We start from the raw sequence: 26,091 nt of genomic DNA on the forward strand, positions 1-26,091 counted from the left end.
CCATTGCCGATCATCAAGCCAGAATTCTCCTGCCATGCTCCAAAACTCCCGTTATCAGGAGAGTGAATCATGAAGAAGTAATTTGATCAAATGTTTAATTGGGTTTGGAGCCTAGAGCGTGTTGCGCTTAATCGCACCCATGGCGCTCGCTCTAGATTCTTTTAACTATCGCATGTTCGTGGCAGCTCAAATGAATCCATTTGAGCGCGACATGCTTTAATCAGCATGTCCTTACTCCCAGAACCGGTTCCCAGTTTTGGATGCATGCTTTAGCGGATATGAAAGCGCACCTTGCGCGCTTCCTTGTGAGCCGCACCCCGCGTTATGCCAATATCCCGGAGTTGTTCATCCGTCAGGTCCATCAACTGAATGCGACTGCGGCGCAGCATGAGACGTAGAGAACACCAATCAACGAAACTCTGCCAGATCGGGCGCGGTGTATAAGAAACAACGCTTTCCCTGCCTTGCATTGTACCAATTGTATCTATTTCATCATGCTTGACTGACACATAGGTCATAGCACACTGCCTTCATTTCTGGGCTTAATCACTATTTTGCACCAATCAGGCGCCTGTGAAGTAAATACAATTGACTCAAATATCGATACAATGCTTATATTGTGACCATGACAAATTGGCTCCCAGACCTCACCGATAAATCCGGCCCTCTCTACCTTCAACTGGCTGATGCCATTGAAGAAGCAATTGTAGATGGCGCGCTGCCAGCCGGACAGAAATTGCCACCGCAACGTAATCTCGCCTATGATCTCAAGGTGACAATCGGCACAATTGGACGAGCCTATGCTCTCGCGCATGAGCGAGGACTTGTAACCGGTGAAGTCGGCCGCGGTACGTATGTACTGGGCAATCAAGATCGCAAGAATGCACCTCCGGCCTATTCAAGCGATGGCATCGCCGGTACGCGCGTTCAGGATGCTCCCCTCGATAAGGGGCGTTTCGATACGACTGCTGCACCCGATGTTGGGCAGAACGCCGTGCTTGAGCCGCTTATCGCATCCGTTATCCGCAATTTCCCACATGAGGTCGTCAATTACACGCGGCATTTCCCGCAACATTGGCTGGAAGCCGGGCGACAATGGCTCAATCAGGAAAACGCGCCCGCCGATGCGAGTAACATCGTGATTACCAATGGCGCTCATGCGGGAGCAATCGCTGCAATCACGGCTTTTACCGCCCCCGGCGACCGGATCGTCTTTGAAGACCTCACCTATACGCAGGTCAGTCGTTCCGTGCGGATTACGGGGCGGCGCATCGCCATTGCTGCGAGTGACGAATATGGCATGATCCCTGAAGAGTTCGAGCGGGTCTGCAATCAACAGCACCCGGCAATGGCATTTCTGATGCCAAGCATTCACAATCCAACGCTCGCAACCATGCCCTATGAGCGTAGGTTAGCTATTGCCAGTATCGCAGCACGTCATAATGTCTGGCTTATCGAAGATGACACCTACGGGGTCATGACGCGATCAAACATACCGAAAATCGCTGATATTGCGCCGGAACGCACTTTCTTGCTGGGCAGTCTTTCAAAGGCTGTGACTGCCGGCTTGCGTTGCGGATGGGTCGCCTGCCCTCCGCATTGCGCGCAGCGTTTGCGTGTCACGCACAAGCTGATGACGGGAGGCGTTTCGTTTCTGCTTGCTGAAACCACCGCTCAAATGGTGCTTTCCGGTCAAGCGACAGCTCTTCTGGACAAATGCTCTGCTGAAATCGAATGGCGGGAGCAACTGGCCCGCAAAATCTTTGCCGGTTATGACTTTGTTTCTTCGCCGCACGTGCCAATCCTGTGGTTGAAGCTGCCGGAACCCTGGCTCACGAGCACATTCAAAGCAGCCGCATATGAAAACGGCCTGTTGATCGATGACGAAGACGAGTTCAAAGCTGGACGCATTGATCGGACATACCACCGGGTTCGCATTGCGTTTTCTTCGCCAACAGACCGTGCTCTGGTGGAAAATGGCTTCACAACTTTGCGCCAACTGCTGGAAAATGAACAAGCAGGCTATGAAGGCAGCATTTGAGCCGGGAAATCGGCATTTTCCTGTCGCGCTTCTGACAGAGTTAGGTTAAAGAGGCCCCTTGAAACCTTAGGTGTCCGCCCTTCGGCAGAAGTTTTCGGGTACCGCAGCCTGCCACGGGGTCCCTCAGCTCAATGACTATTTCCAATAAGCGCGACATCACGCCGGAACTTATCTCTGCCCACGGCCTCAAGCCGGACGAATATCAGCGTATCCTCGACCTGATCGGACGCGAACCAAGCTTCACGGAGCTCGGCATTTTCTCGGCCATGTGGAATGAACATTGTTCCTACAAGTCGTCGAAGAAGTGGCTGCGTACACTCCCGACAACCGGCCCTCGTGTTATTCAGGGCCCCGGCGAAAATGCCGGTGTTGTGGACATTGGCGATGGCGATTGCGTCGTCTTCAAGATGGAAAGCCACAACCACCCATCTTACATCGAGCCTTATCAGGGCGCGGCAACTGGCGTTGGCGGTATTTTACGTGACGTGTTCACAATGGGTGCTCGCCCGGTGGCAGCAATGAACGCGCTGCGCTTTGGCGAACCTGATCATCCAAAGACCCGCCATCTTGTTTCCGGCGTTGTTTCCGGCGTTGGCGGCTACGGCAATGCTTTCGGCGTTCCGACCGTTGGCGGCGAAGTGAACTTCGACAAGCGCTATAACGGCAATATTCTCGTCAATGCATTTGCTGCAGGCCTTGCCAAACATGACGGCATCTTCCTGTCCGAAGCCAAAGGCGTTGGCCTGCCGGTTGTCTATCTTGGGGCCAAGACCGGTCGTGATGGCGTTGGTGGCGCTACTATGGCATCGGCAGAGTTCGATGAATCCATTGAAGAAAAGCGTCCTACTGTTCAGGTTGGCGATCCATTTACTGAAAAGTGCCTTCTGGAAGCCTGCCTTGAGCTGATGGCTTCGGGCGCAGTTATCGCCATTCAGGATATGGGTGCCGCTGGCCTCACCTGCTCGGCTGTTGAAATGGGTGCCAAGGGCGATCTTGGTATCGAACTCATTCTCGACCACGTTCCTGTACGCGAAGTAAACATGACAGCGTATGAAATGATGCTGTCCGAAAGCCAGGAGCGTATGCTCATGGTTCTCAAGCCGGAAATGGAAGAAGAAGCGCAGGCAATCTTCCGCAAATGGGGCCTCGATTTCGCAATTGTCGGCAAGACCACCGACGATCTGCGGTTCCGCGTCATCCATCAGGGCGAAGAAGTTGCCAACCTGCCGATCAAGGAACTTGGCGACGAGGCTCCTGAATATGATCGTCCATGGATGGAACCGGGCAAACATGCTCCTCTGCCAGCAAGCAATGTGCCTCAGGTTGAAGACTATTCTGAAGCCCTGTTGAAGCTTATCGGATCGCCTGATGGCTCATCGCGTCGTTGGGTTTATGAGCAGTACGACACACTCATTCAGGGTAATTCTTTGCAGCTCCCGGGTGGCGACGCAGGCGTGATCCGTGTTGAAGGTCACGACACCAAGGCTCTCGCCTTCTCGTCGGACGTCACACCGCGCTATTGCGAAGCCGATCCGTTTGAAGGCGGTAAGCAGGCCGTTGCCGAATGCTGGCGCAACATCACTGCGACCGGTGCCGAGCCGCTGGCTTCAACCGATAATCTCAACTTCGGCAATCCCGAAAAGCCGGAAATCATGGGTCAGCTGGTCAAGGCTATCGAAGGCATTGGCGAAGCCTGCCGTGCGCTTGATTTCCCGATCGTTTCTGGCAACGTATCGCTCTACAATGAAACCAATGGTCAGGCGATCCTGCCAACACCAACCATCGCTGGCGTTGGTCTGATCCCTGATTGGTCACAAATGGCCAAGATAGGCGGCATGCAGGACGGCGATACGCTGGTACTTTTGGGCACCGACGGCACGCATCTCGGCCAGTCCGTCTACCTGCGAGATCTGTTTGACCGCGCTGATGGCCCTCCTCCGCCTGTTAATCTTGCGTTTGAAAAGCGCAACGGCGAATTTGTCCGTTCGGCGATCCGCAATGGTCAGGTAACTGCTTGTCACGATTTGTCCGATGGCGGCCTTGCAATTGCAATTGCTGAAATGGCAATCAAATCAGGCAAGGGCGCTGTGCTTGACGCAGGTGACGGCCTGCCTCATGCGGCTCTCTTCGGTGAAGATCAGGCGCGCTATGTTATTGCCGCAACACCTGAAATGGCAAAACTCATTGCATTGAATGCCGAAGGTGCCGGAATTCCATTCCGCGTACTGGGAACAGTCGGTGGCGATCGCCTGCAATTCACAGGAACTGCGGACGTTGCTGTTGCTGATCTCAACCAGGCTTTTGACGGTTGGTTCCCAGGCTTCATGAGCGGTGAAGCTGCAGTCGACAACTAAACCTTATTGGCTAGAACTGCTACCAATGAACGCCCGGCTGGGGACACCTTGCCGGGCGTTTGCTTGCCGACAATTTAAGCCTTCGCTTTTCGCATTATCCGAAGCAATACCGCTGCGCACTTTTGCTGGAAATGCTGTAGACAGTTCAATGTTGACGTATCACGATGATACGTTACGATTCGATGTACCTATTTGTTCTTCGCATTATCCAACGCAAAACCGCTATGCACGTTTGTTGGGAATGCTATAAAAAGCCAGAAATGGCGGGAGTTTTTGCATGGCTATGGACGCTCATGAGATCGAAAAACTGATACGCGAAGGGATTCCCGGCGCAAAGGTTACGATCCGCGACCTTGCCGGAGATGGAGATCATTATGCTGCCGAAGTGGTCGCGGAAAGCTTCCGTGGCAAGTCGCGCGTTCAGCAGCATCAGATGGTTTATGACGCTCTAAAGGGTAATATGGGCGGCGTACTTCATGCGCTCGCCCTTCAGACCAGCATACCGGAATAACTGAAATACACCGCCTCTGATTATTACGCTTGCGGGACAAACTATCTGGGCATGGAAACGTGCAAGAGCAGCATCGGAATTAACAATTAGAGGCGGTGATTTTCTTCCTGCGGCAAGATGTTGCCCCCAATCTAGCCCGAATTCGCGCTAATTTGACTTGCTTTCACCTCTAGAGGGTGATTACCAAAGCTCAGCTTACTATATTGAGGTAGAACCTCTCCCTACGCGGGCCGGGATTTGAACCGGCATCCTGAAAGGAATTGAAATGACCGGAATCAACGATTTTATCGACAATGAAGTGAAGACCAACGATATCGTGCTGTTCATGAAGGGCACGCCAGGCTTCCCACAGTGTGGTTTTTCCGGTCAGGTCGTACAGATTCTTGACTATCTCGGAGTCGACTATAAAGGCGTTAACGTGCTCGCTTCCGACGATATCCGTCAGGGCATCAAGGATTATTCCAACTGGCCAACCGTCCCTCAGCTCTATGTCAAGGGCGAGTTCATTGGTGGCTGCGATATCGTACGCGAAATGTTCCAGTCAAACGAATTGCAGACACTTTTTGCTGACAAGGGTATTGCCACCAAGGCTGCTTGAGGATTAATTACCCCTCATACGGCTTTTGCCTCCGTTTTATTCTAAAAGGCGCCGATTAGTGGCGCCTTTTATATTGGCCTGATATTCAAGCTAAGCGGGTCTCGACCGCCAGACTTGTTTAAGAAATCTCCGATCTCACGCCGCCTGTTCTGCAAGTGGCACATAATTATGCCAAGGAATACCAGTCATGCCGCTAGACATCAGGAACGGTTCGCCGGACCAGAAAGCATCCATGCGCGGACGCACCGAATTTATCGCTCTTATCGCTGCAATCATGGCAATCAATGCGCTTGCGGTTGATATCATGCTGCCCGGCCTGCCGCAGATTGGAGCTAGCCTTGGGGTTCTCACTGAAAACCACGCGCAGTTTGTCATCACGGCCTATCTGTTGGGCTTTGGCGTATCGCAGCTGTTTTACGGCCCACTGAGCGACCGCTTCGGTCGACGACTGCCGCTATTTGGTGGCTTGGCGATCTATATTCTCGCAGCTCTCGGAGCTGCGGTTGCAACCGATTTTACAACGCTCATTGTCTTGCGCGTGCTACAGGGGCTGGGTGCCGCAGCAACACGTGTCATTGCCGTTTCCGTCGTGCGTGATCGCTTTGCCGGACGCCAGATGGCTGAAGTCATGTCGCTTGTCATGATGGTTTTCATGATCCTGCCAGTCATAGCGCCGGCCACGGGACAGCTGATCATGTTGTTTGGCGAATGGCACCTGATCTTCCTCTCGATGGCGATAATGGCCGCGGTTGTCGCCGTCTGGGCCTATATCCGCCTGCCTGAAACCCTGCCCGTTGATCATCGCCGTCCGCTTACAGTGAAGAGTGTTATTGGAGGTTTCGGTATTGTTCTCTCCAACCGTGTTGCTCTTTTCTACATGTTCGGCACGTCATTCATTCTCGGCGCGTTGTTTGGCTACATCAATTCCGCGCAGCAGATTTTCGTCGGCATATACCAGCTCGGCACGATGTTCCCACTGGCTTTTGCTGCCGTGGCAATGACGCTTGCACTCGCCTCATTCCTTAATTCGCGCCTTGTCGGGCGTTACGGAATGCGCCGAATTTCGCAGACAATGTTGCTGGTATTCGTCGGCTTTAGCCTGCTTTGGGTTGTGCTTTCAGTAGTGTTTAGTGGCCCTGTGCCGTTCTGGATTCTGATGGCGATCTACATGACTATCATGTTCTCGTTCAGCCTGGTTGTATCAAATTTTAACGCCCTCGCCATGGAGCCACTCGGTGAAGTGGCTGGCACTGCATCCTCCGTTCTGGGTTTTGCACAGACGGTGATCGGTGCAGCACTTGGCGCAGTCATCGGTCAGGCATTTGACGGAACGACGACGCCTGTTGCAGCAGGTTACTGTGTGTTGGGCTTCATTGCATTCATCTGCGTTTTGATTGCCGAGCGCGGTAAAATGTTCAAACCGCACAACAAACCGATCTGATGGCTACTAAAAAGCCCGCCAATTGGCGGGCTTTTCGTTATTCTGCCCAAAGGGCAGTCTGAATAGCCTTCCAGCTTTCCTTGTCAGGCGCGACCAGTATTCCGCCACCGGTATGTGGCGGCAGATATGGGCTTTCATCCCAGCGCGCGAGATATCCGCCTGCTTCCTGATGAATGAGCGCACCCGGTAAATGATCCCATGGCATCAGCTTGTTATAGACCGCAAAATGCGCGCCACCGGTCGCGATAATGCGATATTCATGTGCGGCACAGCGATAGCCGATTTGTGACAGGAACTTCGTGTGATTGCGCGCAAGACGCGACCGTGTCGGCTCGGCTGTATATTGCCAGGAAACCGATCCCGTCATCTGCGATATATCCGCAGCTACTGCCACGCGCACGGGACTCGTGGAACCATTTAGGTAGCGGATATGACTACCACCGCCTTTTGCGGCCAGTATCCAGTCCTTGCCAACCGGATCATAAATAATACCGGCAACCGTTTCACCCTTCGACACAACTGCCAACATCACACCAAACAGCGGAACGCCTGATGCGAAGTTGAAGGTGCCGTCAACCGGATCAATGGTGAATGCAAGGTCCGCATCGCCGAGGCCATTCAACAGCGTTTCATCGTCGGAACAAGCTTCTTCGCCAACAATCAAAGCGCCGGGAAAGCGTTCATTGAGACGTGCTGTGATATAGCGTTCTGCGTTTACATCGGCTTCGGTCACGAGGTCTGCCGGAGAGGTCTTCTGGCGAATATCACCCTGCCCCAACTGCCGAAAGCGCGGCATGATTTCTTCGTTTGCGGCGTCTGCGAGAAGGTCAGCCAACCAATCGATCTGATTTTCATCAAACTTCACTGTCATTCTCCATATCACCACCCGCCGTCAGGCCAGCGAAATCAAACAGGTTGCGATCAAGCAGATGGCTTGGGCGCACGCTAGTCATGGCGCGGATCATTGTATCCTTGCGGCCAGGCATACGCTTTTCAATGTCGGTCAGCATCGCCTTCATTGCATTGCGCTGAAGACCTTCCTGACTGCCGCACAGATCGCACGGAATGATCGGAAACTCCATTGCCGTGGCAAACTTTTCGAGATCTTCCTCAGCTACGTACGCAAGCGGACGGAACACCATCAGATCGCCTTCGTCGTTGAGAAGCTTTGGTGGCATGGCCGCGAGACGACCACCATGAAACAAGTTCATGAAGAAGGTTTCGAGAATATCTTCTCGATGATGACCGAGAACGATTGCAGAGCAGCCCTCTTCACGCGCGACGCGATAAAGATTGCCACGACGCAATCGCGAGCAAAGCGAGCAATAGGTGCTCGTTGCAGGCAGCTTCTCAGTCACAATCGAATAAGTATCCTTATATTCGATGCGGTGTTCGATGCCGTAATTGTTCAGAAATTCAGGCAGAATATGTTTTGGAAAATTCGGTTGCCCCTGATCCAGATTGACCGCCAGCAATTCCACCGGCAGCAAGCCACGCCATTTAAGATCGAGCAGCAAAGCAAGCAGACCGTAAGAATCCTTGCCGCCTGAGAGGCACACCATCCAGCGCTCACCGGGCTTTACCATGGCGAAGTCATCAACAGCCTGACGTGTCAGCCGCAACAGGCGCTTGCGCAGCTTGTTGAATTCGACCGACGTCGGCACATCACGAAAAAGCGGATGACAACCGTCAGCTCCGGCATCTTCAGCAATGTTTGGATCGAAAGCGTTCATAGTGCTTCCTACGAATGAGAGAAATTTAGACCTACATACAAAAAAGCCGCCCTTGGGGGAACCAAGGGCGGCCATTTATTTCTGCAGACTGAGCTAGAGGCTCAGAATTAACGCGAATAGAATTCGACGACGAGGTTTGGTTCCATCTGAACTGCGTATGGAACGTCACCCAGAACTGGAACGCGTGCGAAGGTTGCAACCATCTTGTTGTGATCGACTTCAACGTAGTCAGGAACGTCGCGTTCTGCGAGCGAAACTGCTTCGAGAACAATAACGAGCTGCTTCGACTTTTCACGAACTTCAACAACGTCACCAGCCTTGAGGCGGAACGACTGAATGTTGACGCGGCGACCGTTCACGTTCACGTGGCCGTGGTTGATGAACTGGCGTGCAGCGAAGATCGTTGGAACGAACTTTGCGCGGTACACAACCGCATCCAGACGCGATTCGAGCAGGCCGATGAGGTTTTCACCGGTATCGCCCTTGCGGCGAGCTGCTTCGTCATAGGTCTTGCGGAACTGCTTTTCCGAGATATCGCCGTAGAAGCCCTTGAGCTTCTGCTTTGCACGGAGCTGTACACCGAAGTCGGACAGCTTGCCCTTACGGCGCTGACCGTGCTGGCCTGGGCCATATTCACGACGGTTCACAGGGGACTTCGGACGCCCCCAGATGTTTTCGCCAAGACGGCGATCAATTTTGTACTTAGCGGATTCGCGCTTGCTCATCGCATTTCCTTTAAAAAGTTGGTGCGCCTTGCGGCACAGATAGGAAACGCGCCCTCCTCTGCCCTTGTTTTACAAGGACTGACAGAATGAAGCGCGCAGCTGCGATCTTCATCCACGGGACACGTCAAATGAAACGCCGGAGCGTTTAGGCTCCAGCGATGGCGGCTTTTAGTCATGGAGGTGTCATCTTGTCAAGGCTGAAGCCCTGATTTTCGGCCATTTCAGCCGTTTATCGCGCATCCAGAAAAGTGTGAAGCCATTTTCGGGTACATACACGTTGATATCCCCCCGAAGACTAAATGCAACGATCTGCCATCAAGTGTGAAGGAACGACAAGCCCTCCTTCGACATTAGGCCATAGCGCTCGCTATCAAAAGAGGTGAACATGGCCGTTTCTTTCTCTTTCTTTCAAAAGATTATTATTACCTGTCTCGTCGCCGTCGCTATCACGATACTCCCCGGTGAAAACATGACCGGACCTACAACGGCAAATGCACAGAACCTCATTGAAAGGGTGTTGAGCGGTAACGCAAAGCAGTCGTCTGCCAAAAAACGCCCAAAGAAAAAACGCAATACGAAGCGCCAGCAATCAAAGGCCGCCTCTTCGACCCAGAGCAAGGCGTTACCATCCTCCAACATAGTTCCGGTGCCAACGCCTGCCCCGGCACGTGAAGAGGCAAAAGAGCCTACACCAGTGGTGCCTGTGCCTGCGCCCGCCGATGTAACGCCATTGCCTGAGAAAAAACCCGAACAACCTATGAAACAATCCAAGCCCGTTGATGAACAGCCTGAGCCAAAAAAGGCCGAACGTATCTATCAGGTATCGTGTCCAGCATTGATGGCAGGCGACGTGGAGGGAAAGCTTTTGCCACCGATCGAAGATGGCTCGCAATGCAGGGCGCTTTCGCCGCTCTCACTCACTGCTATTGGCAAAAATGAACCTGTAAAATTTGCAAATGCAGTCACGACAAACTGCGCCATGGCCGTCACACTCGCTGAATGGTCTACAAACGTCAAAGATGCCGCTAAAAAAGTGTATGGCGATAGCGTCAAGATCACCGAAATTGGCACTGGATCGGATTATCAATGCCGCAACGTTAATGGCGCATCAACCGGCCGTGTTTCTGAGCATGCATTCGCCAATGCGCTCGATATCATGTCGTTCAAATTCTCGGATGGGTCTAAAACTGAACTCGAAAGCGGCTGGAACGGATCAGAAAAAGACAAAGCGTTCTGGCGTGCTGTGCATGGCGCAAGTTGCAAGCTTTTCATGACCGTGATCGGACCAGATGGGGATGCGGCACACCTTACAAACATGCATCTGGATCAGGGTTGCCACGGCAAATCCTGCCTTGCTCGAATCTGCCAATAAGATATTCTCGAGCTGGTATGATATTGAATCGAGTGTGGTTTACGGATTTGAAGTTCCTAAACGTGGATGCAACACAAATGATGGGAACTTCAAATCCACCACACTAGACGGGGGACATCATTAAAAAGCCCAAACTGCCTTTCTAATAGCATCGTCATTATCGATTTTGCTCACTGCACTTTTGCGCGGTGACCTTTCAAAGGAAACGATCCATGAAATCGACCAAAATTATACTTTCGGCAATTTTTACTCTTGGCATCGCGGGCGCGGCTCATGCAGACGCTGTACCGAAACGCTCCAAGGATTTCACTGGCAACTACCAGACCCTCGTGAAAGACCAGCAAGCGTCGCCACAAGTCGCTGATTGCATAGCCAGCGCCTATGATTACGTGAAGAAGAGTAAGAAATATGATCGTCTCGGCTTCACCAAGGACGATATCGCTGCTGCCACAACCAATGACAAATCATCGAAGTTCAGTACGAAAGACGCGAGCAAGGTTTCTGCCGTTATTTCAGTACCCGGAGAAGCCCGCACCAAAAGCGGCGGCACACAATGGGATACGATCACCCTGCGCTGTGGCATAACTGGCGGTAAGCTTAAGGCAATTGAATTGGCACCCGGAAAAGGCGCGTAATAAGCGCTGGTTGCTCCGGATATCAGAGCAGCTGATGTTAATCAGTTGCTCTTTTTGTCTGAGACGTGTTCTGGCAGGCCTTTATGTTTGGTCTCAGCAAACTCTTCGAGCTCTTTCTCGGTCATCGATTCGTACATTTCTTTTGAAGCGCCGATCAGCTCGCTTTTCTTGATCTCGCCACGCTTGGCGGCAAGAGCGGCACCTGCAGCTTTTTGCTGAGCCTGTGATTTTGCTGGCATTGTTCTTACTCCCTTTGCTGGGAGAGTAACGAATGCGCCGGTATCAGGTTCCCTATTCTTCGACACCGCCATCAAAGCGTGAACGAGCTTCGCGCATTTCCTTACGATTCCTGACCGCCCACTGGCCAAGAACATCAATCGGCACCGCCAGCGAGTGGCCAAGCTCGGTCAGCGAATATTCAACCTCTGGTGGCGACGTTGGACGGACATGGCGCGCCACAAGCCCATCACGCTCAAGCGAACGCAAGGTGACAGTAAGCATCCGCTGGGAAATCCCTTCAATAGCACGACGCAATGCATTGAAACGCATCGACCCCGTTTGCAAATTGAAAACAACGAGGATGCTCCACGTATCACCGACCCGGTCGAGAACTTCGCGGATAGGACATAAGCCTTCGCCATCGGGGGCGGACTGAAACGCAGCCGTCGATGACAATAACGGCACCTTAGCATCCGGGCGTCTGTTGATCGTCATTCTATCTCCTTGGGCAAACTTCTGGCGCTTCATTCTCGACTGATCGCCCTTGCCAGCCGCGCGGTTACTTCCATGTACCCTAATCATGAAAAAGTGCGTTCTTCACAAGGCTCGTCGTATCGACTACCTAGTTACCATAAAGAACCTGATTATTAAATATCACTTCTCCAGTTGGAACTGAAAGGAAACTGTCATGGCTAAAATCGCACTGATCGGCGCTACGGGTTTTGTTGGCACTGCCGTTCTCAAGGAAGCCGCATCGCGCGGCCATAGCGTAACCGCGCTCGTCCGCAATACGGATAAGGTTGCGAAACTCGATAATGTTACTGCGGTGAAGACGGACATATTCGACACCGATGCGCTCGCAAAGCAGATTGCAGGGCATGACATCGTCATTTCTGCGTTCAATCCCAGCTGGGCGGACGCCAACATCCGTGAAAACCACATCAAGGGTAGCCGTTCCATCAATGAAGCTGCCAAAAAAGCAGGTGTTAAGCGTCTCATCGCAGTAGGCGGAGCCGGTAGCCTCGCGATCAAGGGCCACCAGCTTGTGGATTCCCCTGAGTTCCCTGCCGAATGGAAAGAAGGCGCACTAGGTGCACGCCAGGCATTGAATGAGTTGCGCGAAGAGAAGGATCTGGACTGGACCTTTGTCTCTCCTGCAATCATCCTCCAGCCCGGCGAACGCACAGGCAAATATCGCCTTGGTGCAGACGAGCCTGTTTTTGACGACAAGGGCGAAAGCAAAATCTCGGTAGAAGATCTGGCCGTTGCAATCGTGGATGAAGCAGAACAAGGCAAGCAAATTCGGAAGCGCTTCACCGCAGCATACTAAAACCATCTATTGCCGGGCGGGCAACCGCCCGGTTTCCTCAAGGTAACCCAATCACCTTTCAGTGCGTTCTTAACAAGCGGCATGAGTCATCTTAACTAGGTTGCAACAGCCAACGAATTGATGGAACGCCATGGAACTCGGTATTTATACATTCGGCGATATCGGGCCTGATCCCGAAACCAATCGCCTCCTTTCGCCGCAACAGCGGCTCAACAATCTTATTGAAGAAATCGAGCTTGCCGATCAGGTGGGGCTTGATGTTTTCGGTGTGGGCGAGCATCACCGCCCAGACTATGCCGTTTCTGCGCCACCAATTGTGTTGGCAGCAGCCGCATCGCGCACCAAAAACATCAAACTGACCAGTGCCGTGACGGTTCTCTCGTCCGATGATCCGGTACGCGTTTATCAGCAGTTTTCGACGCTTGATCTCATCTCCAATGGTCGCGCCGAAATCATGGCCGGACGCGGGTCGTTTATCGAATCCTTCCCGCTGTTTGGATATGATCTCGACGATTACGACACGCTTTTTGCTGAAAAACTTGACCTCCTCCTCAATATCCGGGAGAATGAACGCGTAGACTGGACCGGAACTACGCGCCCCGCAATTGATGGACGCGGTGTCTATCCCCGTGCCTTCCCGGGCTCTTTGCCAGTATGGCTTGCGGTTGGTGGGACGCCTGCCTCGGTGGGTCGCGCAGCGCTTCTTGGCTTACCGTTGGCAATTGCCATTATTGGCGGATACCCGGAACGCTTTTCACAGCTGACCGATTTCTATCGCGAGGCTGGCCTCAAGGCCGGTCATACTCCTGAAAAGCTCAAAGTTGGAATCAACTCACACGGCTATATTGCTGAAAACTCTCAACAAGCTGGCAATGAGTTTTTCGACCCTTTCTCTCATGTGATGAGCAAAATCGGGCGGGAACGCGGCTGGCCACCAACCACTCGAGAACAATTTGATGCCATGTGCCAGCCGCGCGGTTCGCTGCTTGTCGGTAGCCCTCAGCAGGTGATCGATAAAATTCTAACCCAGCACAGCTATTTCAAACATGATCGTTTCTTGTTGCAGACCGCCCTTGGTAACCTGCCGCATAAGCATACAATGAAATCGATAGAGTTGTTCGGGACCAAGGTTGCGCCAGAAATACGCAAAGCATTGAACCTGAAAGCATCTGCATAAAGAAAAAACCGGCCAATCACCATTGGCCGGTTTTTCATTAAAGCGCGTTTCGATCTGATTGGATCAGATCGGCGCTCTAATTATCTGTTTTAACGCGCATCTTTGTCCGAAAACCGTTTCACACTTTTCGGGACGCGCTCTAAACCAGTTCGACTTCCACGACACCGGGAATTGCCTTCATGGCGCTGGCGATTTGTGGACTGACGCGATAGCGGTGCGGAAGTTCGATCTCGACTTCGCGCTGGCCTTCTTCCTTGATCACGATAAGGCTCACCTGACCGTCACCACGCGTGTTGAAATGCGGCACGATACTTTTAACCGCCTCTGCAGAGCGCAGATAAAGCCTCAATGCCTTCTGCATCCGACACGCTTCATCTTCGAGAGACTGGACCGTCTGGATGCGCAGACCAATGCCTTCTGGACGGTTTTCAGCAGCAACAGTTATCACCACCGATTTGCCGCTTTCGAGAAGATCGCGATACTGCGCAAGACCTTCCGAAAAGAGCACGGCTTCAAACTGACCACTGGCATCCGAAAGCTGCACGATACCCATCTTGTTGCCAGTGCGAGTCTTGCGTTCCTGACGGGTCGTGACAGTGCCTGCCAGACGCCCGGCATTTGCACCGCGCTTCACAGCAGCCGAAAAATCGGCCCAGCTCTGAACGCGCATACGGTCGAGAACCTGACGATATTCATCCAGCGGATGAGCGGACAGGTAAAAGCCTACCGCCTGAAATTCACGATGGAGCTTTTCTGACGGCAGCCAGGGTGCTGCCTGTGGCAGGATCAATTGTTCTTTCGGTGCTCCCGAAAGGCCGAAAATATCTGACTGGCCACTTGCTGCATTTTCCTGCGTGCGCTGTGCAAAGCCCATGATGCGGTCCATGCCGGCGCTCATAGCGGCGCGATCACGCCCGAAGCAATCCAGCGCGCCTGCATTGATCAGGCTTTCCGTCACACGTCGATTGACGATTTTCGGATCGATCCGCTCGCAAAAATCCTCGAGACTTTCAAAAGGCTTCTCAGCCCGTACGTTGACGATGTGGTCTACAGCCGCTTCGCCAACGCCCTTGATCGCCGCCAGCGAATAGAAAATCTTTCTTTCGCCCACCTCAAATGTGCGGAAGGAAGTCATGACGGATGGTGTCACGACATCAATACCCAGACGATTGGCCTCGCGCCGGAAGTCATTGAGCTTGTCGGCGTTGGACATATCGTAGGTCATAGACGCGGCGAGAAACTCGACCGGATAATGCGCCTTCATGTAGGCGGTCTGATAAGACACGATAGCGTATGCTGCGGCGTGAGACTTATTGAAGCCATAGTCGGCGAACTTGGCCAACAGGTCGAAGATCATATTCGCCTGCGCCTTATCGACACCGCCTGCAATCGCCCCTTCGACGAAACGAACGCGCTGCTTGTCCATCTCCACGCGGATCTTCTTACCCATGGCGCGACGCAGAAGGTCAGCTTCACCGAGCGAGTAGCCCGAAAGCACCTGCGCGATCTGCATTACCTGCTCCTGATAAACGATAACGCCTTGCGTTTCCTTGATCAGGCCATCAATTTTTGGGTGAATGGAGGCGATTTCCTCCTCCCCATTCTTACGCGCATTATAGGTCGGGATATTCTCCATCGGACCCGGACGATATAGGGCCACAAGCGCGATGATGTCTTCAATGCGGTCGGGACGCATGCCGAGCAGCGCCTTGCGCATGCCCGCACTTTCCACCTGAAACACACCGACCGTCTCGCCGCGCGAAAGCATTTCATAGGTCAGTTCATCATCAAGAGGCAGGCGCGCAAGGTCGATTTCAATGCCTTTACGGGCGACAAGCTTAACCGCTGTTTCCAGCACAGTGAGCGTTTTCAGGCCAAGAAAGTCGAACTTGACCAGCCCCGCTTGCTCAACCCACTTCATGTTGAACTGCGTAACCGGCATATCCGAGCGCGGATCGCGATACATTGGCACGAGTTCAGAAAGCGGACGATCACCAATCACGATACCGGCGGCGTGCGTTGAGGCGTGTCGGTAAAGACCTTCCAGTTTCAGCGCCATATCGAGAAGACGGCCAACGACCGGTTCTTTCTCGCGCTCCTCGTTGATCTTCGGCTCTGTCTCAATAGCCTGCGCCAGAGAAACTGGGTTGGCAGGATTTTGCGGTACCAACTTACAAAGACGATCCACCTGCCCGTAAGGCATCTCGAGAACGCGGCCCACGTCGCGCAGCACAGCGCGCGCCTGAAGCGTTCCGAAAGTTATAATCTGTGCGACCTGATCGCGCCCGTATTTCTCCTGCACGTAGCGAATGACTTCTTCGCGACGTTCCTGACAGAAGTCGATATCGAAATCGGGCATCGATACGCGGTCTGGATTGAGAAACCGCTCAAACAGCAGCGAGAACCGCAACGGGTCAACGTCAGTAATGGTCAATGCATAAGCGACAAGAGAACCGGCACCCGAACCACGCCCTGGCCCAACGGGAATGCCATGCGACTTCGCCCATTTAATAAAGTCCGCAACGATTAGGAAGTAACCCGGGAACTTCATGCGGGTGATAATGCCAATCTCGTAATCGAGACGTTCGGAATATTGTTCTTCCGTATATCCTTCAGCAAGACCAGCTGTTTCGAGCCGCATCTTCAAGCCTTCACGCGCCTGTCGGGCCAGCTCCTCCGCTTCGGCCTCAATAGCTGCTTTCGGATTGTCAGATTCGCCAGTAAAGCGCGGGAGAATTGGCTGGCGTGTCTGTGTGAACCAGCTGCAACGCTCTGCAATTTCAATCGTATTTTCGAGCGCTTCCGGCAGATCGGCAAACAGAGCCGTCATTTCGGCGCGGCTTTTAAGATGATGGTCGGGCGTCAGACGGCGGCGATCATCATTGGAAAGGATTTGTCCCTCAGCAATAGCGAGCAGCGCATCATGCGCCTCAAAGTCCTCCGCCTTGAGGAAGAAGGCTTCATTGGTTGCCACAAGCGGCAAGTCCATCGCATAGGCGAGTTCAACGGTCTTCGCCTCAAGCCCGCGGTCATAGCCAGATTGACGCTGCAATTCGACATATAGCCGATTGCCAAAAGCTTCTTTCAAGAAAGTTAGACGCGCTTCTGCACGGTCCGGGCGATCTGCAGCAAAAGCCCGTCCGATTGGACCGAGCTGTCCACCCGAAAGCACGATGACGTCATCGGACAAGCCGGACAGCCAGCTTGCATCAATGTGAACCGGATCGCCCGATGGGGTATCGAGGAATGCACGGCTGACGAGCCTTACGATATTGGCATAGCCCTCTTCGGTCGAAGCGAGCAAAACGATAGGCGCCAAATCAAGGACCAGTCGGCGATTGGCACTACGGCTATTATCGTTGTGATCGCCGAACCCTACGTCCAGTTGACACCCGATAATTGGCTGCAAGCCATCTTTCGAAGCCTTCTGGGCGAATTCCAGAGCACCAAAAAGATTATTGGTGTCGGTTATCGCGATGGCCGGTGCTTCATCGGCAATCGCCTGTTTGATGATCTTGCCGACGGGCAGAGCACCTTCGAGCAAGGAATAAGCAGAATGTACCCGCAAATGAACGAAACGAGGTGACGACTTGCCCTCGCCCGCTGCAATGCTTGCTGTATCACTCATTCTATTTCCCCGATCTATGCAGAGCTGATAGCACCGCCATAACATGATAGCGAAATCATGTTCCGGCGCAAACCGAGCACGTCTCAGTGAATGAGAGCTGCACCCGGTAACGGGCGACTCTTATCGCCCACTACGCCAGTTTCGGGGAATACGGCAACGATGTCCAGAGCGACGGTCGTTACAATCAACGGGGTTCACAAGAGAACCCTTATCACGTTTTCAGATTACACTTACCCAGATGGCGAAAGTGGCAACGAACAGGCTGACGGAGACGAAAGACAAAACGTCGTAGACGAGATCGGTCATAGGAATAACTCCTCTTTGTTCACGTATGTTTAGTTTTTGTTCCATTTTTGTTCTAATGTCAATACCTGCCTTAATGGCCACGTGTATTTAAGGTTTATGAAAAATAAACGTGCAATCGCCGGCAGCGTGGCTGTCGGCGTTGAACAAATGAGATATGTGGGAAATTGCTTTGATACCGCATGGCAGACACGCTTCCCGCCTTGCCATATGCTTACAGCGGCTCCAGTTGAGATCGAATTGTTGGAACCGCTGTTACTATTTGTTTGTACGCTTTTACCTCACGCAAAACCGCTTCGCACTTTTGGCTCAAACGCTATGATCAGACGTCGACGACCTTGCCTTCGCGAAGCGTCACGCGACGATCCATACGGCGGGCCAGTTCGTGGTTATGCGTCGCGATTAATGCTGCAAGCCCCGACTGGCGCACAAGAGCCTCCAGAGCACCGAAGACATAAGACGATGTCGTCGGATCAAGATTGCCCGTTGGCTCATCAGCCAACAGCACCAGAGGCGCATTGGCAACTGCACGCGCAATCGCGACGCGCTGCTGCTCACCACCGGAAAGCTCTGACGGACGATGGGATGCGCGCTTGCCGATCTTCATATAGTCGAGCAGCTGCTGTGCCCGTGCTGATGCTGCCTTCTGCGGCAAGCCACGGATCATTTGCGGCATCATCACGTTTTCGAGTGCTGAGAATTCCGGCAACAGATGATGGAACTGATACACGAAGCCAACATCGTTTCGGCGGATAGCCGTGCGTTCATCTTCAGAAAGCGTGCTGCACGAGCGACCATCCAGAATAACGTCGCCGCTGTCCGGACGCTCCAGCAGACCCGCAGTATGCAGCAAAGTCGACTTGCCCGCACCAGATGGTGCAACGAGCGCCACCATCTCACCACGACGCAAAGTGAAACTCGCATCCTTCAGGATAACCAGTTCACGATCGACTTCCTTATAGGCCCGGCTCACATTTTCCAGGCGCAGAATGACTTCAGCCGCCATTATTCATACCTCAGTGCTTCGACCGGATCGAGTTTGGCAGCGCGCCAGGCCGGAAAAATGGTGGCAATAAAGGAAAGGATCAAGGCCATCGCAATGACGGAAACTGTTTCACCGACGTCCATCTTTGCTGGAAGCGTACTCAAGAAATACAGTTCCGGATTGAACAATGTCGTGCCTGAAAGCCATGAGAAGAACTGTCGAATCCTCTCGACATTAAGACATACCACGACACCTAAAACCACACCGGCAAGAGTACCGGTCACACCAATCGCCGCACCAGTCATCAGGAATATACGCATAACCGCGCCACGCGTTGCTCCCATGGTTCTGAGGATCGCAATATCCCGCCCCTTGTCCTTCACCAGCATGATAAGGCCGGAGATAATATTGAGCGCAGCAACAAGCACGATCAAGGTCAGGATCATGAACATAACATTGCGTTCGACCTGTAGTGCCGAGAAGAAAGTCTGGTTGCGCTGACGCCAATCAACCAGAGAAATCTGCCTTGCCGCCACCTCCTCGACAGGCGCGCGCATCGCATCAACCTTGTCAGGATTGTCGACAAATATCTCTAGTGATTGCACCTTGCCTTCCTGATTGAAGAAAAGCTGCGCCTCTGAAAGCGGCATCATCACAATTGACGCATCATATTCCGACATGCCGATCTCAAAGATTGCGGCAATCGGATAGGCCTTCACGCGTGGATTGACACCAAAAGGCGTGACGTCACCATCGGGCGAGATAACGCGCAGTGAATCGCCAATAGAAAGGCCCAGATTTTCAGCCATACGGGTACCGATTGCCACGCCGCCGCTCTGATCGAAGCCCTTCAAGGTGCCCTGTTTTACGTTCGTGGAAACCAGCTTGAGCTTGTCCAAATCCTCTTCCCGAAGTCCGCGCACCAATGCACCGGTGCCAGCTCCGATGTTGCCCTGAACGAGAGCCTGCCCCTCGACCACAGGAATGGCGAACTGGACGCCCTTGATACCATCTATGCGCTGGATGAGGCTCGCATAATCATCAAGCGGCCGATCCATCGGCTGCATGATGAGGTGGCCATTGATACCCAGAATGCGGGTCAAAAGCTCGGCACGAAACCCGTTCATCACCGCCATAACGATGATGAGTGTGGCAACACCAAGCATGATGCCGGTGAAAGAAAAACCGGCAATGACCGAAATAAACGTCTCGCGGCGGCGCGCTCGCAAATAGCGCCATGCGATCATCCGCTCAAAGGCTGAGAACGGACCGGAAGAAGGCGCCTTGCTCGATGCCTTCTGCTTGCCATCAGATTTTGCTGCCGCCGCATTGCTCATATTTAAGCCGTCAACAGGTTGATTGCCGCTTCAACAGTGAGGTTCTGACGCTCACCCGTCTTGCGATCCTTAACTTCGACTTCACCCGCGGCAACGCTGCGTGGACCGACGATCACCTGATAAGGCAGACCAATCAGATCAAGAGTTGCGAATTTGGAGCCCGGACGGTTGTCCGTGTCGTCCAGCAGCGGATCGAGGCCAGCATTAGTGAAGGCTTCGTAGAGCTTTTCGCTCACGCCATCACAACCTTCGTCACCTGGCTTCATATTGACAATGCCAACGCCGAACGGTGCGATTGCCTTTGGCCAGATGATGCCTGCTTCATCATGCGAAGCTTCAATCGCGGCAGCAACCAGACGCGATGGGCCAATACCATAAGAACCCATTGATACAAGGTGGTCCTTGCCATCAGGCCCCTGCACTTTCGCACCCATTGGTTCGGAATACTTGGTACCGAAATGGAAGATATGACCAACTTCGATACCCCGAGCCGAAACCTGATCGTCGGCTTTCACCGCAGACCATTCTGCTTCGTCGTGCATTTCATCAGTTGCCGCATAAGGCGTTGTCCAGCGTGTAACGATATCCGTTAGCTGCGCATCATTACGGAAATCCGTATCAGCACCTGGAACCGCCAGATCGAGATAAGCCTTGTCGCAATAAACCTGGCTTTCGCCTGTTTCCGCGAGAATGATAAACTCATGAGAAAGATCGCCACCGATCGGGCCGGTATCGGCACGCATCGGGATCGCCTGCAGGCCTACGCGGGCGAAAGTGCGCAGATAGGAAACGAACATGCGATAATAAGCCATTTTCGCGCCCTCATAATCGAGGTCGAACGAATAGGCGTCTTTCATCAGGAATTCGCGCGAGCGCATTACGCCGAAACGTGGACGTACTTCATCGCGGAACTTCCACTGAATATGATAGAGGTTGAGCGGTAGATCCTTATAGGAGCGCACATAGGAACGGAAAATATCCGTGACCATCTCCTCATTGGTCGGACCGAAGAGCATATCGCGCTCCTGACGGTCCTGAATGCGCAGCATTTCCTTGCCGTATGCATCGTAGCGACCACTTTCGCGCCAAAGATCGGCGGATTGGATCGTCGGCATGAGAATTTCGTTGGCCCCTGCACGGTTCTGCTCTTCACGAATGATGTTGCAGACCTTGTTGAGGACCTTAAGACCAAGCGGGAGCCATGAATAGATGCCTGCCGACTGCTGCCGGATCATACCGGCGCGCAGCATCAACCTGTGAGAGACAATTTCTGCCTCCTTTGGGTTTTCTTTCAGAATGGGCAAAAAATACTGCGACAGACGCATCGTGACCACCGATCAAGAGAGAGATTGCCTGAGTATCAACTGAGTGTGTGTAGAATCAGGCAAAAATTAAGCAAACTTGGCGGTTTCATATCGGGTTATGCCGCTGTTGAAAACCCGCCTCTCCGCGCTTTACTGAGGAGCCTTTTTGCCGTCCACAACCATCATCGGCGACTTGTTAAATACAGATAAGGAAAGACTGCTGAAGGATTCACTTTAATTTTCAATGTATTATGTATCTGAGATATTAAAACAGAAAAAAAATACGAAGGAAATATGACGACTCGAAAGATTTTTGGTGACAAAAGGTGTGCAGTCCGCTATTTTTTTCATCAACAAGCCTAACAACGGAATAGAACCGTTGTATCACGCGGTCAAAGTCTTGGGAGGATGGATCCAGGCGCGAAATTCCGCCGCCGCCAGTAAAATGGAAACGGGTCGAACGCGTATTCGACTAGCAAGGCGTGAGCCTTGCTTTTTTTTTGGCTTTATCGCGACTGCAATCTGCGAAACCGCAACGCTCAGCACAAGCCTTTGATATTCTTTTTACTTTTCTTATTTTCATCATGCTGAACGGCTGGCGTTAAAGCATTTCCAGCAAAAGTGGAAACCAGTTTTGCGTTCGGAAATGCGTAAAAAGAAATAGTTACAGCGGTTCCAACGATTAAACATCAACTGGAGCCGCCGTAAGCTTAGTTTCGATGCGCATCCATCTCGAAAAACTTCATTAAAATAAAGCATGTCGCTTCGCTAATTGTCTATCTATTCAAACAGTTATGCAGAAACAATAAGTTTTAGATTCACGGCATATTCTCAATAAAATGCGCCCACTGCCCAACGCAAAACGACGCCTAAATTTTAGGCGCCGCTCCGTCAAATCAGAAAAATAAGCACTATAGAACGACCGCTTTTACTTCAGATCAGGGAAGAAGTGCGGGATATCGTCAAGGCCGAAACCTTTGATCTGCGTCATGTAATAGTAAAGGCAGAAGATAGCCGTAGCCACCAAGGTTGTTCGCAGAAATGCAAGCCCGATGCGCGGCTTGGCAGGAGCGCTTGCAACCGTACCCAGTGTCACATCGTTTTCTTCTGCTTGCGTCCGCAGGCCGACAGGCAAAAGCGCAAACAGCGTCGTCCACCAGATGACAAAATAAATCGCGATGCCTGAAACCCAGGACATTATTATACCTCCTCCAGTTCGATCAGTGTCCCATTGAAGTCCTTGGGATGCAAAAACAGAACGGGTTTGCCGTGTGCGCCGATCTTTGGCTCACCATCACCGAGAATGCGCGCGCCTTCGGTCTTGAGACGATCGCGGGCAGCAATAATATCGGCGACCTCATAGCAAAGGTGATGCATGCCGCCAGATGGATTCTTTTCGAGGAAGGAGGCAATGGGTGATCCCTCACCCAATGGCTCAAGCAATTCGATCTTGGTATTGCCAACATCGATGAAGACCACCGTAACACCATGTTCAGGCAAGGCTTGTGGCGCTGTTACTTTCGCGCCCAATTGGCTGCTGTAAAGCGCGGAAGCAGCCTTTATATCTGGCACCGCGATTGCGACATGGTTCAGGCGTTCAAGCATCAGTGTCCTCCTCCCGAAAACAGAGCTACTTTATCCGGTTGATAAACACCGTCACTACCGGCTTTTTGCCCCATGCCTCATTTGTCGCAGAGCGAACAGCTCGGCGGACCGATTCACGAACCACTTCGAGATCTTTACGGCGCGCGCGTGGAATGCTGTCGATGGCCTCGATTGCAGCATCGAGCAGAATGTCTTCCATCAGATCGCCCTGCCCGTCTTCTTCCGGCAAACCGAAAGCCACGAGATCGGGTTCATCCATAATCTTGAAATCACGATCGAGCAGTACTGAAACAGCGACATGACCGACAAAAGCGAGCTTACGACGCTCTACCATGCCTATCTCGTCTTCGTCACCGATCAGCTTGCCGTCCTTGTAGATGCGACCAACCGGTGCTTCATCGATGATTTCGGCTTTGCCGGGTGCAAGACGCAGCATATCGCCGTCACGAACCTGAGCAATTTCTTCGATGCCTTCCATTGCACCAAGCGACCCTTGGGCAACCAGATGTGCTGCCTCTCCGTGTACCGGAACAAGAATTTTCGGTCGCACCCAAGAATACATGCGCTTGAGTTCATTGCGACGCGGGTGGCCGGAAACATGCACGAGCGCATCATCATCGCTGATTAGCTTGATACCCTGATCGATGAGCTTGTTCTTGATATCCAGAATAGCCTTCTCATTACCGGGAATAGGCCGCGATGAGAAAATCACTGTATCACCCGCCGACAAAGCGATGCTGCGCATTTCATCGCGAGCAAGTTTTGCAAGCGCTGCGCGTGGCTCGCCCTGACTACCCGTCAGAATAACAACGACATTTTCACGCGGAATATAGCCGTAATCGTCTTCACTGAGGAACTCCGGCAGGCCTTCCATATAGCCAAGCTCGGTTGCCACAGCGATCGTGCGCTTCATCGAGCGACCGACCACCAACACCTGACGTCCGGCATCGCGTGCTGCTTCGGTAATGGAGCGGATACGACCGACATTAGACGAGAAGGTTGTAACAGCCACGCGACCGCGTGCATTTTCGATCAGCTCACGCAGGCTATCGCCGACTTGACGCTCGGAAGGAGATTCACCTTCGCGCATCGCATTGGTGGAATCGCAGATGAGTGCCAGAACACCCTGATCGCCAAGCGCGCGAAACCGTGCTTCATCAATGAGCGGCCCCATCGAAGGATCGGGGTCCATCTTCCAGTCGCCCGTATGAACAACCGTGCCAAGTGGCGTGGTAATAGCTAGCGAAACGGGTTCAGGGATCGAGTGCGTAACGGCAATTGCTTCGAGCTTGAATGGACCGACTTCGAAAGTTTCGCCAGCCTTGAAGATCGTGACCGGGATTTCCGGTGCACCAAATTCAGACTGACGTTTTGCTTCAAGCAAGCCTGCCGTGAATGGGGTCGCGTAGACCGGCGCTTTCAAGCGTGGCCAAAGATCGAGCAGCGCGCCGTAATGGTCTTCATGCGCATGCGTAATGATGATGCCGCGCAGATTGTTCTTCTCGGCTTCAAGGAAGCGAATATCCGGCAGGATCAGATCCGCGCCAGGATGTTCTGGACCGGCAAAGCTTACGCCCATGTCGACCACGATCCATTCACGATTGTCTTCTGGACCAAAGCCATACATAGCCAGGTTCATGCCGATTTCGCCGACACCGCCAAGGGGCAGGAAGACAAATTGGGTCGATGGTGAGCGGGGCATAATGCCTCCCTGTTCTAACTCATGGTTTAGAGCGACGACTTGCCGAGTTGATTCAGCTTTACGCTCTAACTTTTTGATTTAACGCATAACCTTTAGTAAAAGTGTCTAACACCTTTTGAGCTATGCGCCGTAAGTTTTCGTTCTTTCGCCTGTCATCATGGGAAAACCTGTTCCCATCATTCAACGACACGCCCTAATTATGACCCTGTTGAACCGGCTGCCGATAGTTTGCAAGCCCGGAACAACGCGCACAGCGATCAATTGTGCACAATATTCACTTAGGAAACGGGTTTAACAGAGGCCGCTGTTCCAAAATAAACGTCCCCAGCTGTCACCGGAACACGTGTACCGTCATCCTCGCGAATGACAAGCCGGCAATCCGAATCGATAGTTTCAAAAACGCCTTCGACAATGCGACCATTCAATTGCATCACAACAGGCTGACCAAGTCCGTGTGCCCGCTTGAGCCACAGCTCACGGATCGTGTTGAGGCCACGGCCATCATCCCAAATGCGATAATAATGGCACCATGCATCAGACAACGCCAAAAACAAGATACTAGCATCGGCGTTACCGCCCAATCCGTTGATGGACGTCGCAGCGTAAGGCAAGCCATCCGGAGCGGCCACGACATTCGTGCCCATACCCACAGCAAGACCAAACAGGCCTTCGGCAAGCAACGTCGATTCCAGGAGAATACCGGACAGTTTTGCACCGTCAACGAGAACGTCGTTCGGCCATTTAAGCGCAACGTTCACGCGGGCCGCAACAGTCGATGGCAGAACCGCATCGACAGCATCGGCCAAAGCCAAACCAGCCACGAAACCTAAAGTGGCGGCAATCTTGGGATCAAAACGATCAACCAGAAGCAATGTTGCTGCAAGATTGCCTTCAGGAGCAGTCCATGTACGGCCGCGTCGGCCGCGTCCGCTCTCCTGCTTGGGAGAAACGAACCAGAGGCGTCCTGCATCGCCGGCATTCGCCCGCTCCAGCGCCTCTGCATTGGTAGAACCAACGACTGGAAAAAACTCCAGTCTGTATCCGTCTGCTAAAGCCGCAGGTGCCAGCGTGAAACCCATGCCATCACCTGC

General features: G+C 52.8%; 23 protein-coding genes. 9 read left to right on the forward strand and 14 right to left on the reverse strand.

The features are described from left to right. Positions 1 to 269: 269 nt before the first annotated feature. A complete protein-coding gene (locus tag OIV19_RS18790; RefSeq protein ID WP_264232829.1) occupies positions 270 to 518 on the reverse strand; it encodes a YjiS-like domain-containing protein in 249 nt (82 codons plus the stop codon). A 107-nt stretch (positions 519 to 625) separates the two neighbouring features. Between OIV19_RS18790 and OIV19_RS18795 the strand changes: the two genes are divergently transcribed. From OIV19_RS18795 to OIV19_RS18815, 5 genes are all read left to right on the forward strand, one after another. Further along, on the forward strand, positions 626 to 2,041 hold the full coding sequence (locus OIV19_RS18795; RefSeq protein ID WP_264232831.1) for an aminotransferase-like domain-containing protein: 1,416 nt from the start codon (positions 626 to 628) through the stop codon (positions 2,039 to 2,041). Between the two features lie 131 nt (positions 2,042 to 2,172). Further along, positions 2,173 to 4,395 carry a phosphoribosylformylglycinamidine synthase subunit PurL gene (gene purL, locus OIV19_RS18800; protein ID WP_264232833.1) on the forward strand — a complete coding sequence of 741 codons (2,223 nt, stop codon included), beginning with the start codon at positions 2,173 to 2,175 and terminating at the stop codon, positions 4,393 to 4,395. A 277-nt stretch (positions 4,396 to 4,672) separates the two neighbouring features. Then, positions 4,673 to 4,906: a BolA/IbaG family iron-sulfur metabolism protein gene (locus OIV19_RS18805; RefSeq protein WP_134153339.1), complete on the forward strand. Its 234-nt coding sequence runs from the start codon at positions 4,673 to 4,675 to the stop codon at positions 4,904 to 4,906. Positions 4,907 to 5,171: 265 nt separating this feature from the next. After that, positions 5,172 to 5,504 carry a Grx4 family monothiol glutaredoxin gene (grxD, locus tag OIV19_RS18810; RefSeq protein WP_095446464.1) on the forward strand — a complete coding sequence of 111 codons (333 nt, stop codon included), beginning with the start codon at positions 5,172 to 5,174 and terminating at the stop codon, positions 5,502 to 5,504. A gap of 187 nt (positions 5,505 to 5,691) precedes the next feature. Further along, on the forward strand, positions 5,692 to 6,945 hold the full coding sequence (locus OIV19_RS18815) for a multidrug effflux MFS transporter (RefSeq protein ID WP_095446463.1): 1,254 nt from the start codon (positions 5,692 to 5,694) through the stop codon (positions 6,943 to 6,945). A gap of 37 nt (positions 6,946 to 6,982) precedes the next feature. Here the strand turns inward: OIV19_RS18815 and OIV19_RS18820 are convergent, their stop codons facing one another. The 3 genes from OIV19_RS18820 to rpsD form a co-directional block, all read right to left on the reverse strand. Continuing rightward, a complete protein-coding gene (locus OIV19_RS18820) occupies positions 6,983 to 7,816 on the reverse strand; it encodes an inositol monophosphatase family protein (RefSeq protein WP_498831063.1) in 834 nt (277 codons plus the stop codon). Further along, positions 7,800 to 8,678 (reverse strand): tRNA 2-thiocytidine(32) synthetase TtcA, encoded by an 879-nt coding sequence (ttcA, locus tag OIV19_RS18825; RefSeq protein WP_264232839.1) that lies wholly within the window; start codon positions 8,676 to 8,678, stop codon positions 7,800 to 7,802. Before ttcA ends, OIV19_RS18820 begins: the two co-directional genes overlap by 17 nt. A gap of 107 nt (positions 8,679 to 8,785) precedes the next feature. Continuing rightward, positions 8,786 to 9,403 carry a 30S ribosomal protein S4 gene (gene rpsD / locus OIV19_RS18830; protein ID WP_024897500.1) on the reverse strand — a complete coding sequence of 206 codons (618 nt, stop codon included), beginning with the start codon at positions 9,401 to 9,403 and terminating at the stop codon, positions 8,786 to 8,788. A gap of 385 nt (positions 9,404 to 9,788) precedes the next feature. Here rpsD and OIV19_RS18835 point away from each other — a divergent pair, with 385 nt between their 5' ends. Beyond that, positions 9,789 to 10,775, forward strand: a complete 987-nt coding sequence (locus OIV19_RS18835) for an extensin-like domain-containing protein (RefSeq protein ID WP_498831064.1) — start codon at positions 9,789 to 9,791, stop codon at positions 10,773 to 10,775. A gap of 212 nt (positions 10,776 to 10,987) precedes the next feature. Next, a complete protein-coding gene (gene bspC / locus OIV19_RS18840; RefSeq protein ID WP_264232842.1) occupies positions 10,988 to 11,410 on the forward strand; it encodes a type IV secretion system effector BspC in 423 nt (140 codons plus the stop codon). Positions 11,411 to 11,451: 41 nt separating this feature from the next. Here the strand turns inward: bspC and OIV19_RS18845 are convergent, their stop codons facing one another. Together OIV19_RS18845 and OIV19_RS18850 are read right to left on the reverse strand one after the other, a co-directional pair. Further along, positions 11,452 to 11,649: a DUF3008 family protein gene (locus OIV19_RS18845; protein ID WP_094576906.1), complete on the reverse strand. Its 198-nt coding sequence runs from the start codon at positions 11,647 to 11,649 to the stop codon at positions 11,452 to 11,454. A gap of 52 nt (positions 11,650 to 11,701) precedes the next feature. Next, positions 11,702 to 12,124 carry a winged helix-turn-helix transcriptional regulator gene (locus tag OIV19_RS18850; protein WP_264232845.1) on the reverse strand — a complete coding sequence of 141 codons (423 nt, stop codon included), beginning with the start codon at positions 12,122 to 12,124 and terminating at the stop codon, positions 11,702 to 11,704. A gap of 193 nt (positions 12,125 to 12,317) precedes the next feature. On the opposite strand from OIV19_RS18850, the gene OIV19_RS18855 reads away from it, so the two are divergent. Together OIV19_RS18855 and OIV19_RS18860 are read left to right on the forward strand one after the other, a co-directional pair. Beyond that, positions 12,318 to 12,959: an NAD(P)-dependent oxidoreductase gene (locus OIV19_RS18855; protein ID WP_264232846.1), complete on the forward strand. Its 642-nt coding sequence runs from the start codon at positions 12,318 to 12,320 to the stop codon at positions 12,957 to 12,959. Between the two features lie 130 nt (positions 12,960 to 13,089). After that, on the forward strand, positions 13,090 to 14,136 hold the full coding sequence (locus OIV19_RS18860) for an LLM class flavin-dependent oxidoreductase (RefSeq protein WP_264232848.1): 1,047 nt from the start codon (positions 13,090 to 13,092) through the stop codon (positions 14,134 to 14,136). 139 nt (positions 14,137 to 14,275) lie between these two features. Here the strand turns inward: OIV19_RS18860 and dnaE are convergent, their stop codons facing one another. From dnaE to OIV19_RS18900, 8 genes are all read right to left on the reverse strand, one after another. After that, positions 14,276 to 17,764 carry a DNA polymerase III subunit alpha gene (gene dnaE / locus OIV19_RS18865; RefSeq protein ID WP_264232850.1) on the reverse strand — a complete coding sequence of 1,163 codons (3,489 nt, stop codon included), beginning with the start codon at positions 17,762 to 17,764 and terminating at the stop codon, positions 14,276 to 14,278. A gap of 625 nt (positions 17,765 to 18,389) precedes the next feature. Continuing rightward, complete coding sequence (locus tag OIV19_RS18870) at positions 18,390 to 19,073, reverse strand: ABC transporter ATP-binding protein (RefSeq protein WP_095446453.1); 684 nt, start codon at positions 19,071 to 19,073, stop codon at positions 18,390 to 18,392. Beyond that, complete coding sequence (locus OIV19_RS18875; protein ID WP_095446452.1) at positions 19,073 to 20,389, reverse strand: lipoprotein-releasing ABC transporter permease subunit; 1,317 nt, start codon at positions 20,387 to 20,389, stop codon at positions 19,073 to 19,075. Before OIV19_RS18875 ends, OIV19_RS18870 begins: the two co-directional genes overlap by 1 nt. 2 nt (positions 20,390 to 20,391) lie before the next feature. After that, positions 20,392 to 21,714, reverse strand: coding sequence for a proline--tRNA ligase (proS, locus tag OIV19_RS18880; RefSeq protein WP_095446451.1), 1,323 nt, complete (start codon positions 21,712 to 21,714; stop codon positions 20,392 to 20,394). A gap of 907 nt (positions 21,715 to 22,621) precedes the next feature. Continuing rightward, the gene (locus tag OIV19_RS18885) at positions 22,622 to 22,891 is read right to left on the reverse strand and encodes a DUF1467 family protein (RefSeq protein ID WP_095446450.1); all 270 of its coding nucleotides are present in this window, start codon (positions 22,889 to 22,891) and stop codon (positions 22,622 to 22,624) included. Positions 22,892 to 22,893: 2 nt separating this feature from the next. Then, a complete protein-coding gene (gene mce, locus OIV19_RS18890) occupies positions 22,894 to 23,298 on the reverse strand; it encodes a methylmalonyl-CoA epimerase (RefSeq protein WP_095446449.1) in 405 nt (134 codons plus the stop codon). 25 nt (positions 23,299 to 23,323) lie between these two features. After that, entirely contained in the window at positions 23,324 to 25,000 is a 1,677-nt protein-coding gene (locus OIV19_RS18895) for a ribonuclease J (RefSeq protein ID WP_264232853.1), read from the reverse strand. Between the two features lie 278 nt (positions 25,001 to 25,278). After that, entirely contained in the window at positions 25,279 to 26,079 is an 801-nt protein-coding gene (locus OIV19_RS18900; RefSeq protein WP_264232895.1) for a biotin--[acetyl-CoA-carboxylase] ligase, read from the reverse strand. Positions 26,080 to 26,091: the final 12 nt, after the last annotated feature.

This window comes from Brucella sp. HL-2, assembly GCF_025846885.2.
GTDB lineage: Bacteria > Pseudomonadota > Alphaproteobacteria > Rhizobiales > Rhizobiaceae > Brucella > Brucella quorumnocens.

What these genes read in the sequence shown, in the direction of transcription:
- OIV19_RS18790 (WP_264232829.1), bottom strand. Translation starts at nt 518, where the DNA reads ATGACCTATGTGTCAGTCAAGCATGATGAAATAGATACAATTGGTACA.
- OIV19_RS18795 (WP_264232831.1), top strand. Translation starts at nt 626, where the DNA reads ATGACAAATTGGCTCCCAGACCTCACCGATAAATCCGGCCCTCTCTAC.
- purL (WP_264232833.1), top strand. Translation starts at nt 2,173, where the DNA reads ATGACTATTTCCAATAAGCGCGACATCACGCCGGAACTTATCTCTGCC.
- OIV19_RS18805 (WP_134153339.1), top strand. Translation starts at nt 4,673, where the DNA reads ATGGCTATGGACGCTCATGAGATCGAAAAACTGATACGCGAAGGGATT.
- grxD (WP_095446464.1), top strand. Translation starts at nt 5,172, where the DNA reads ATGACCGGAATCAACGATTTTATCGACAATGAAGTGAAGACCAACGAT.
- OIV19_RS18815 (WP_095446463.1), top strand. Translation starts at nt 5,692, where the DNA reads ATGCCGCTAGACATCAGGAACGGTTCGCCGGACCAGAAAGCATCCATG.
- OIV19_RS18820 (WP_498831063.1), bottom strand. Translation starts at nt 7,816, where the DNA reads ATGACAGTGAAGTTTGATGAAAATCAGATCGATTGGTTGGCTGACCTT.
- ttcA (WP_264232839.1), bottom strand. Translation starts at nt 8,678, where the DNA reads ATGAACGCTTTCGATCCAAACATTGCTGAAGATGCCGGAGCTGACGGT.
- rpsD (WP_024897500.1), bottom strand. Translation starts at nt 9,403, where the DNA reads ATGAGCAAGCGCGAATCCGCTAAGTACAAAATTGATCGCCGTCTTGGC.
- OIV19_RS18835 (WP_498831064.1), top strand. Translation starts at nt 9,789, where the DNA reads ATGGCCGTTTCTTTCTCTTTCTTTCAAAAGATTATTATTACCTGTCTC.
- bspC (WP_264232842.1), top strand. Translation starts at nt 10,988, where the DNA reads ATGAAATCGACCAAAATTATACTTTCGGCAATTTTTACTCTTGGCATC.
- OIV19_RS18845 (WP_094576906.1), bottom strand. Translation starts at nt 11,649, where the DNA reads ATGCCAGCAAAATCACAGGCTCAGCAAAAAGCTGCAGGTGCCGCTCTT.
- OIV19_RS18850 (WP_264232845.1), bottom strand. Translation starts at nt 12,124, where the DNA reads ATGACGATCAACAGACGCCCGGATGCTAAGGTGCCGTTATTGTCATCG.
- OIV19_RS18855 (WP_264232846.1), top strand. Translation starts at nt 12,318, where the DNA reads ATGGCTAAAATCGCACTGATCGGCGCTACGGGTTTTGTTGGCACTGCC.
- OIV19_RS18860 (WP_264232848.1), top strand. Translation starts at nt 13,090, where the DNA reads ATGGAACTCGGTATTTATACATTCGGCGATATCGGGCCTGATCCCGAA.
- dnaE (WP_264232850.1), bottom strand. Translation starts at nt 17,764, where the DNA reads ATGAGTGATACAGCAAGCATTGCAGCGGGCGAGGGCAAGTCGTCACCT.
- OIV19_RS18870 (WP_095446453.1), bottom strand. Translation starts at nt 19,073, where the DNA reads ATGGCGGCTGAAGTCATTCTGCGCCTGGAAAATGTGAGCCGGGCCTAT.
- OIV19_RS18875 (WP_095446452.1), bottom strand. Translation starts at nt 20,389, where the DNA reads ATGAGCAATGCGGCGGCAGCAAAATCTGATGGCAAGCAGAAGGCATCG.
- proS (WP_095446451.1), bottom strand. Translation starts at nt 21,714, where the DNA reads ATGCGTCTGTCGCAGTATTTTTTGCCCATTCTGAAAGAAAACCCAAAG.
- OIV19_RS18885 (WP_095446450.1), bottom strand. Translation starts at nt 22,891, where the DNA reads ATGTCCTGGGTTTCAGGCATCGCGATTTATTTTGTCATCTGGTGGACG.
- mce (WP_095446449.1), bottom strand. Translation starts at nt 23,298, where the DNA reads ATGCTTGAACGCCTGAACCATGTCGCAATCGCGGTGCCAGATATAAAG.
- OIV19_RS18895 (WP_264232853.1), bottom strand. Translation starts at nt 25,000, where the DNA reads ATGCCCCGCTCACCATCGACCCAATTTGTCTTCCTGCCCCTTGGCGGT.
- OIV19_RS18900 (WP_264232895.1), bottom strand. Translation starts at nt 26,079, where the DNA reads ATGGGTTTCACGCTGGCACCTGCGGCTTTAGCAGACGGATACAGACTG.